Annotated in this window: 8 protein-coding genes; 4 read left to right on the forward strand and 4 right to left on the reverse strand. The window is 71.6% G+C overall.

The window, feature by feature from the left end; all coding sequences use genetic code 11:
* Positions 1–134: 134 nt before the first annotated feature.
* The 3 genes from NON00_RS22105 to metW all read left to right on the forward strand — a co-directional run bounded on the left by NON00_RS22105 (position 135) and on the right by metW (position 2,076).
* Entirely contained in the window at positions 135–728 is a 594-nt protein-coding gene (locus NON00_RS22105) for a F0F1 ATP synthase subunit B' (protein WP_256024927.1), read from the forward strand.
* 12 nt (positions 729–740) lie between these two features.
* Positions 741–1,247, forward strand: a complete 507-nt coding sequence (locus NON00_RS22110; protein WP_256024930.1) for a F0F1 ATP synthase subunit B — start codon at positions 741–743, stop codon at positions 1,245–1,247.
* A 229-nt stretch (positions 1,248–1,476) separates the two neighbouring features.
* Entirely contained in the window at positions 1,477–2,076 is a 600-nt protein-coding gene (gene metW, locus NON00_RS22115) for a methionine biosynthesis protein MetW (RefSeq protein WP_256024939.1), read from the forward strand.
* Between the two features lie 67 nt (positions 2,077–2,143).
* Here metW and NON00_RS22120 read toward each other — a convergent pair whose 3' ends face one another.
* Positions 2,144–3,250 (reverse strand): DSD1 family PLP-dependent enzyme, encoded by a 1,107-nt coding sequence (locus NON00_RS22120; RefSeq protein ID WP_256024933.1) that lies wholly within the window; start codon positions 3,248–3,250, stop codon positions 2,144–2,146.
* A 124-nt stretch (positions 3,251–3,374) separates the two neighbouring features.
* On the opposite strand from NON00_RS22120, the gene NON00_RS22125 reads away from it, so the two are divergent.
* Positions 3,375–4,274 carry a DMT family transporter gene (locus NON00_RS22125; RefSeq protein ID WP_256024935.1) on the forward strand — a complete coding sequence of 300 codons (900 nt, stop codon included), beginning with the start codon at positions 3,375–3,377 and terminating at the stop codon, positions 4,272–4,274.
* A 3-nt stretch (positions 4,275–4,277) separates the two neighbouring features.
* Here the strand turns inward: NON00_RS22125 and NON00_RS22130 are convergent, their stop codons facing one another.
* From NON00_RS22130 to NON00_RS22140, 3 genes are all read right to left on the reverse strand, one after another.
* Positions 4,278–4,688, reverse strand: a complete 411-nt coding sequence (locus NON00_RS22130; protein WP_256024936.1) for a gamma-glutamylcyclotransferase family protein — start codon at positions 4,686–4,688, stop codon at positions 4,278–4,280.
* The gene (gene pgmG / locus NON00_RS22135) at positions 4,675–6,087 is read right to left on the reverse strand and encodes a phosphoglucomutase/phosphomannomutase PgmG (protein WP_256024938.1); all 1,413 of its coding nucleotides are present in this window, start codon (positions 6,085–6,087) and stop codon (positions 4,675–4,677) included. Before pgmG ends, NON00_RS22130 begins: the two co-directional genes overlap by 14 nt.
* A gap of 14 nt (positions 6,088–6,101) precedes the next feature.
* Positions 6,102–6,716: UDP binding domain-containing protein (locus tag NON00_RS22140; protein WP_305123510.1), on the reverse strand; the 615-nt coding region annotated here is incomplete at its 5' end.

Genomic DNA, 6,716 nt, shown 5'->3' on the forward strand with positions numbered 1-6,716 from the left:
TTCGCGCTGCTCATCCCCTTCCTGAGCGTGTACACGTGTGGGTGGCCGGCGCGGGGCCCAACCCCGCGCCCCACCGGACTTCCCGCCCCGCCCTCCGGCGGGTGCGGATCAGGATGCGCAGCCTGAGGACGCAGATGATGAAGCCCGCACACACCCTCACCGCCCGGCTGGCGCTCGCCACGCTGGCGATGGCCGCCTCCACCACCGCCGCCCTCGCGGCCGATGGGATGCCGCAGCTCGATTTCGGCAACCCGATGATGCTGGCGCAGGTGGTCTGGCTGCTGATCATCTTCGGCGTCTTCTACTACGTGCTGTCCGGCATCGTGCTGCCCAAGGCCGCCTCCGTGCTGGAGGAGCGCCGCAGCCGCATCGAGGGTGACCTCGAGGCCGCCCGCGCCGCCAAGGCCGAGGCCGACGCCGCCATGGCCGCCCATCAGGCCGCCACCGCCCGCGCCCGCGCCGAGAGCCAGGCCGCCATCACCGCCGCGATGGAGGCCGCCCAGGCCGAGGCCGCCGCCCGCACCGCCGCCCTGAACGAGCGGCTGGCCCAGCAGATTTCCAGCGCCGAAGCGCGCATCGCCACCGCCCGCGACGCCGCCATGGGCGCGCTGCGCGAGGTGGCCACCGACACCGCGAATGCCCTGGTCCATCGCCTGACCGGCATCAGCAACGAGGCCGCCGTCGCCGCCGCCGTGCAGCGCGAGCTGGCCGCCCAGGGCAAGGCGTAAGGAGAGGCCGCGATGCACCACTACGCCCATTTCTGGCTCGACCCGAAGTTCTGGGTCGCCGTCTCCTTCGTTCTCTTCGCCGTCCTCGTCGGCAAGCTGGTCTGGGCCAAGGCGACCGACGCCCTCGACGCCCGCGCCGACAAGATCCGCGCCGAGCTCGATGAGGCGGCCCGCCTGCGCGCCGAGGCCGAGGCGATGCGCCGCCAGGCCGAGGCTGACCGCGCCGCCGCCCTGGCCGAGGCCGAGGCGATGATCGCCCGCGCCAAGGCCGAGGCCGAGCGCCTCGCCGCCGCCGCCGCCGCCGAGGCGGAAGCCGCCGCCAAGCGCCGCGAGCGCATGGCCATGGACCGCATCGCCGCCGCCGAGGCTGGCGCTGTGGCGGAAGTGCGCCACGCCGCCGCCGCCATCGCCGCCGCCGCCGCGCGCGAGGTGATCGCCACCGCGCTCGACGCCGAGGGCGATGCCCGCCTGATCGACGCCGCCGTGGCCGACCTGCCGCGGGCGCTGCGCGCCGCCTGATACGCCGGGCACAATCCGGAATGTGCAGCGGGGGCCGTGAGGCCCCCGTTTGCGTTGCCCCCGTTTGCGTTGCAGGGGGGAGGGTGGGAGATTAAGGAAGCGGGGGGGAATGCATTCCCCCGCACCCCCTTCTTTTTTCTTTCAGGGCCGGCGGACGCTGTCCGCCGGCGCAGGGTCAGGAAACATCGTGCCCGATCTTCACGCCCCGGTCCGCTACGTCGCCAAGAACATGCGCCTCGATCTGCGCCTGATCGCGGAGATGATCGAGCCCGGAACCCGCGTGCTCGATATCGGCTGCGGCGACGGGGCGCTGCTGGAGCATCTGGAGCGCGAGAAGCAGGCCGACGCCCGCGGCATCGAGATCGACATGGACCAGGCCACCGCCGCCGTGGCCCAGGGCCTCGCCGTCGTCCATGGCGATGCGGATAACGACCTCGCCTTCTATCCGGATGGCGCCTTCGACTATGTCGTGCTCTCGCGCACGCTGCACGCGGTGGAGAAGCCGCGCGTGGTGCTGCGGCAGATGCTGCGCATCGGGCGGCATGCCATCGTCTCCTTCCCCAATTTTGGCCACTGGGAAGTGCGGATGAAGCTGCTGCTGACCGGCCGCATGCCGATGACCGAGACCTGGGGCCGCCCCTGGCACGAGACGCCCAATATCCACCCCTGCACCATCCAGGACTTCTTCGACCTCTGCGCGGCCGATGGCTACCAGATCGAGCGCTGGCTGGCGGTGGATGAGCGCGGCCTGCGCGCCCCCTGGAAACGCTCCGTCCGCCTCGCCAACCTGTTCGGTGAGCAGGCCCTGTTCATGCTGACCCGCCCCTGATGGCGGGGTCCGGGGGGACCCTGTCCCCCCGGCGGAGGGGCTTGGGGAGGCGGAGCCTCCCCAGGACTTACTGCATCCCCCCACGCGCCGTGATCGGCCAGAGGCATTCCACCCGCCCGTTGCGCACGCCCACGAACCAGTCGTAGCGGTCGATCGTCGGGTCGCAATGCCCCGGCACCAGCCGCAGCTTTTCCCCCAGCTTCGGCGCCGGCCCGTCCTCGGCGACGAGGTTGCCATGCTCGTCCGAGGCGCCGGCGTAGCGCAGCCCAGGCCGCTGCCACACCTTGGGGAAGCCCGAATCCGTTGGCGCCGCCTTGTGCCCGGCATCGAGCACGGCGAAGCCGTGGCGCGGCGCGCTCATCACCTGGGCCAGCACGAAGAGGGCGTGGCGGAAGGGCGGGGCCTCCTCATTGGCCGCGTAATCGGCATCCATGAAGGCGTAGGACCCGGCCTGCACCTCGTTATAGACGCCGCTGGCGGCCTCGTGCGGGAAGGTGCCGGTGCCGGCGCCGCCCACGATGGCGCAGGCCAGGCCCTGCTGCCGCAACTGCTCCACCGTGCGGCGGGTGTGCCCGATGGCGGCGCCGATGGCGGCGGCGCGGCCCTCCGGGCTGCGGATATGCTGGGCGCTGCCGTGATAGGCCTGGAGCCCGCCAAAGATCAGGTGCGGGCTGCCGGCGATGCGCCGGGCCAGGGCCACCGCCTCCGGCCCCGGTGTGACGCCGCAGCGGCCGGCGCCGACATCGATTTCCACCAGCACCGTCATGCGCTGCCCGGCGGCCTCGGCGGCCTGCTCGATCAGCGCCACCGCCGCCGCGTCATCGGCGCAGAGGGCGACGCGGCTGATGGCCGAGAGCGCCTGCAACCGCGCCAGCTTGCGCGGCGCGACGACCTCGTTGGAGACGAGGATATCCGGCACGCCGCCCCAGGCCAGGGCCTCGGCCTCCGCCACCTTCTGCACGCATTGGCCGACGGCGCCGCGGCGGATCTGCTGCAGCGCCACCACGGGGCTTTTGTGCGTCTTGGCATGGGCGCGCAGCTTCGCGCCGGTGGGGGCGAGGAAGGCCGCCATGGCGTCCAGATTGGCCTCGAAGGCATCGAGGTCGAGGAGGAGGGCGGGGGTATCCACCTCCTCCTCGCGCATGCCGGGTTCGGCGGGGGGGCGTTGCAGCATGGGGTGGCCTTTCGCGCGCGCCTGGGGCGCGGTGTGACGCTGAATTGTCATCTCGCCGGCCCTGGCGGGCCAGACCCCGCTGCGTCACACCGCAGTGCAGCAAGGTTTCCTGTTTGGGCTTCCCATGGACCGTTCCACGCTGCAAGGCGTCCTGCTTTCCTTCCTGGCCTTCGCCGCCTATGCGGTCAGCGATGCCTCGGTGAAGCTGCTGCATGGCAGCCTGAGCGCCTATGAGGCGGTGTTCTTCGGCGCGCTCTCGGGCGTGGTGGCGCTGCCCTGGCTGAAGGCGAGGGGGGAGGGCTATGGCGCCATCTTCCGCCCCCGGCGGCGCGGCATGTGGCTGCTGCGCGCCGTGGCGGCGCTGTGCGGCAGTGTCGGCAGCGTCACCGCCTTCACGCATCTCTCCATGGCGGAAGCCTTCTGCCTGATCTTCCTGATGCCGAGCTTCGTCACTCTGCTCTCGGTGCTGTTCCTGAAGGAGCCGGTGGGGTGGCGGCGCTGGCTGGCGGTGATCCTGGGCTTTGTCGGCGTGCTGGTGGTGCTGCGCCCCGGCTTCCGGGAGCTGAATATCGGCCATCTCGGCGCCGTGGCCGGCGGGCTGTCGGGCGCGGTGACGGTGGTGATGATGCGGGCCTATGGCCACCTCGAATCCCGCCTCTCGCTCTATGGGGCGGGGCTGGTGGGGCCGGTGCTGGTGGCCGGGCTGCTGATGCTGCCGGATTTCGTCTGGCCCACGCCGCTGCAATGGGTGTGGCTGATGGGCTATGGGCTGCTGATGGCGCTGGCCAATGTGCTGGTGATGCTGGCCTCGCAGCGCGCCCCCGCCAGCCTGGTGGCGCCGGCGCAGTACAGCCAGATGCTGTGGGCGATCGCCTTCGGCTACCTGGTCTTTGGCGATGCGCTGGAGCCGGTGATGGCGCTGGGCGTGGCCATCATCATCCTCTCGGGCATTCTCACCTTCCTGCGGGAGAAGGTGCGGCAGCCGAAGGGCTGGGCGCGGGCGCCGGCGGTGCACCCGCAATAAGCCTCATGCCGCCGCGCGCCAGGGCGGCACGACCCAGGCGCGGGCCCAGCGCAGGCCCCGCCGGGTGCGCACGCGCAGTGGCAGCAGCCGGTAGGCCGCCCCCTCATAGTTCTGAAGTTTTTTCAGCGCCCCGGCCCCTGGCCGGATGAGCAGCCCCTGGACGGCATGGCCCGGTGCCGGCAGCAGGGTGGGGTAGGGCGTGCCGCGCAGCCGGCCGCGCCGGTGCTCCGGCAGCGTGGCCGGAACACCCCGCCGGTGCAGCCCGGCCGTGCCCGCATGCCGCGCGAGCAGGCGCGGATCGAGCAGCGTCCCGTAGAGAAAGAGAGGCCCCCTGATCGCGGGGTCCGGGGGGATCGCATCCCCCCGGCGGGGTCCAGGGGCGGCGCCCCTGGCGTTCCGGTCAGTGCCCGGCATTCTCGCCGGAGAAATCCGGCGCCTGGAGGCCGGAGGCGGTGACCTGGGTGGCGATGGCCGCCTTCAGCCGCTCCAGCCCTTCTTCCGTGCGGGCTTCCGCGCGGGCGACGAGCACGGCCTGGGTGTTGGAGGCGCGCAGCAGCCACCAGCCATCCTCGGTGAGGACGCGGACGCCGTCCACATCCTGCACCTGGGCGCCGGCGGCGGCGAGGCGTTCCTTCACCTCGGTGATGACGCCGAACTTGCGCTCATCCGGGCAGTCGAAGCGCAGTTCCGGCGTATTGATCACCTTGGGCAGGGCATCGCGCATGGCAGCCAGGGATTCGCTGGCGCGGGCGACGATGCCGAGCAGGCGGACGGCGCCATAGAGGGCGTCGTCAAAGCCATACCACTTGTCGGCGAAGAAGATGTGGCCCGACATCTCGCCGGCGAGCGGCGACTTCGTCTCCGCCATCTTCGCCTTGATCAGCGAGTGGCCGGTCTTCCACATCAGCGGCGTGCCGCCGGCGGCGGCGATCTCGTCGAAGAGCACCTGGCTCGCCTTGACGTCGGCGATGATGGTGCCGCCCGGATGGGCCTTCAGCACATCGCGCGCCAGGACGACCAGGAGCTGGTCGCCGAAGAGCATGTTGCCCTCGCCATCGACGGCGCCGATGCGGTCGGCGTCGCCATCGAAGGCGATGCCGAGATCCGCGCCCTCGGCCTTCACCCGGTCGATGATCTGGGTGAGGTTCTTGAGGACGGTCGGGTCCGGGTGATGGTTGGGGAAGGTGCCGTCGATCTCGCCATTGATGACGGTGTGGTGGCCGGGCAGCGCGGCCACCAGGCGCTTCGTCATCTCGGCGCCGGAGCCGTTGCCCGGATCCCAGACCACCTTCAGCGCGCGCTCGCCGCCATCATAGTCCTTCACCAGGCGGGCGAGGTAGGCATCGGAGACATCGACCTGGGTCGAGCTGCCCGAGGCTTCCGCCACCACGTCGCCGGCGGCGGCCATGCGGCCGATTTCCTGGATCTGCTGGCCGAAGAAGGGCTTCTTCCCCAGCATCATCTTGAAGCCGTTGTAGTCCGGCGGGTTGTGGCTGCCGGTCACCATGGCGGCGCCATCGGCGCCCAGCTCATAGGCGGCGAAGTAGAGCATCGGCGTCGGGCCGCAGCCGATGCGGGCGACCTCCAGGCCGCAGGCGACGAGGCCGGCGACGAGCTGGGCCTCCAGCTCGGGCGAGGAGAGGCGGCCATCATAGCCGACGGCGACCTTCTTGCCCCCCTGGCGGGCGACGATGCTGCCGAAGCAGCGGCCGATGGCGAAGGCATCCGCGCCGGAGAGGGTTTTGCCGACGACGCCGCGGATGTCGTATTCGCGCAGCGAGGTCGGGTGGAAGGCGTGGTGGAAGGCGGTCATTCCTGCGGTCTCGCTCACGGGCGCCCGATGGACGAATAGGAGAAGCCGGCCTCGCGCATGGTGGCGGGATCCCAGACGTTGCGGAGGTCGCAGACGACGGACCCGGCCATGGCGGCCTTGAGCTTTTCGGGGGAGAGGGCGCGGAACTCGTTCCACTCGGTGATGAGGACGAGGGCGTCGGCGCCGCGGGCGGCGTCGAGGGCGTTCGCGGCGTAGTGGATGGCGGCCGGCAGCACCTGGCGGGCATGGCCGGGCTGCGGGTCATAGGCGCGGAGGGTGGCGCCGGCGGCGGCGAGGGCGGGGAGGATGACGAGCGAGGGGGCGTCGCGCATGTCATCCGTCTCGGGCTTGAAGGTCAGGCCGAGGATGGCGATGGTCTTGCCGGCGACGGAGCCGCCGCAGGCGGCGATGACGCGCTCGGCCATCTGGGTCTTGCGGGCCTCGTTGGCGGCGATGGTCTGCTCGACGATGGTGGCGGGGGCGCCGAGTTCCTGGGCGGTGCGGGCGAGCGCCAGGGTGTCCTTGGGGAAGCAGGAGCCGCCATAGCCCGGGCCGGCATGGAGGAATTTGCGGCCGATGCGGCCATCGAGGCCCATGCCGCGGGCGACGTCATGGACGTTGGCGCCGGC

Source organism: Roseomonas sp. GC11 (genome assembly GCF_024437745.1).
Taxonomy (GTDB): Bacteria; Pseudomonadota; Alphaproteobacteria; order Acetobacterales; family Acetobacteraceae; genus Pseudoroseomonas.

Bases quoted from the DNA above. Each gene is read 5' to 3' on its own strand.
- NON00_RS22105 (WP_256024927.1), top strand. From the start codon at position 135: ATGATGAAGCCCGCACACACCCTCACCGCCCGGCTGGCGCTCGCCACG.
- NON00_RS22110 (WP_256024930.1), top strand. From the start codon at position 741: ATGCACCACTACGCCCATTTCTGGCTCGACCCGAAGTTCTGGGTCGCC.
- metW (WP_256024939.1), top strand. From the start codon at position 1,477: ATGCGCCTCGATCTGCGCCTGATCGCGGAGATGATCGAGCCCGGAACC.
- NON00_RS22120 (WP_256024933.1), bottom strand. From the start codon at position 3,250: ATGCTGCAACGCCCCCCCGCCGAACCCGGCATGCGCGAGGAGGAGGTG.
- NON00_RS22125 (WP_256024935.1), top strand. From the start codon at position 3,375: ATGGACCGTTCCACGCTGCAAGGCGTCCTGCTTTCCTTCCTGGCCTTC.
- NON00_RS22130 (WP_256024936.1), bottom strand. From the start codon at position 4,688: ATGCCGGGCACTGACCGGAACGCCAGGGGCGCCGCCCCTGGACCCCGC.
- pgmG (WP_256024938.1), bottom strand. From the start codon at position 6,087: ATGACCGCCTTCCACCACGCCTTCCACCCGACCTCGCTGCGCGAATAC.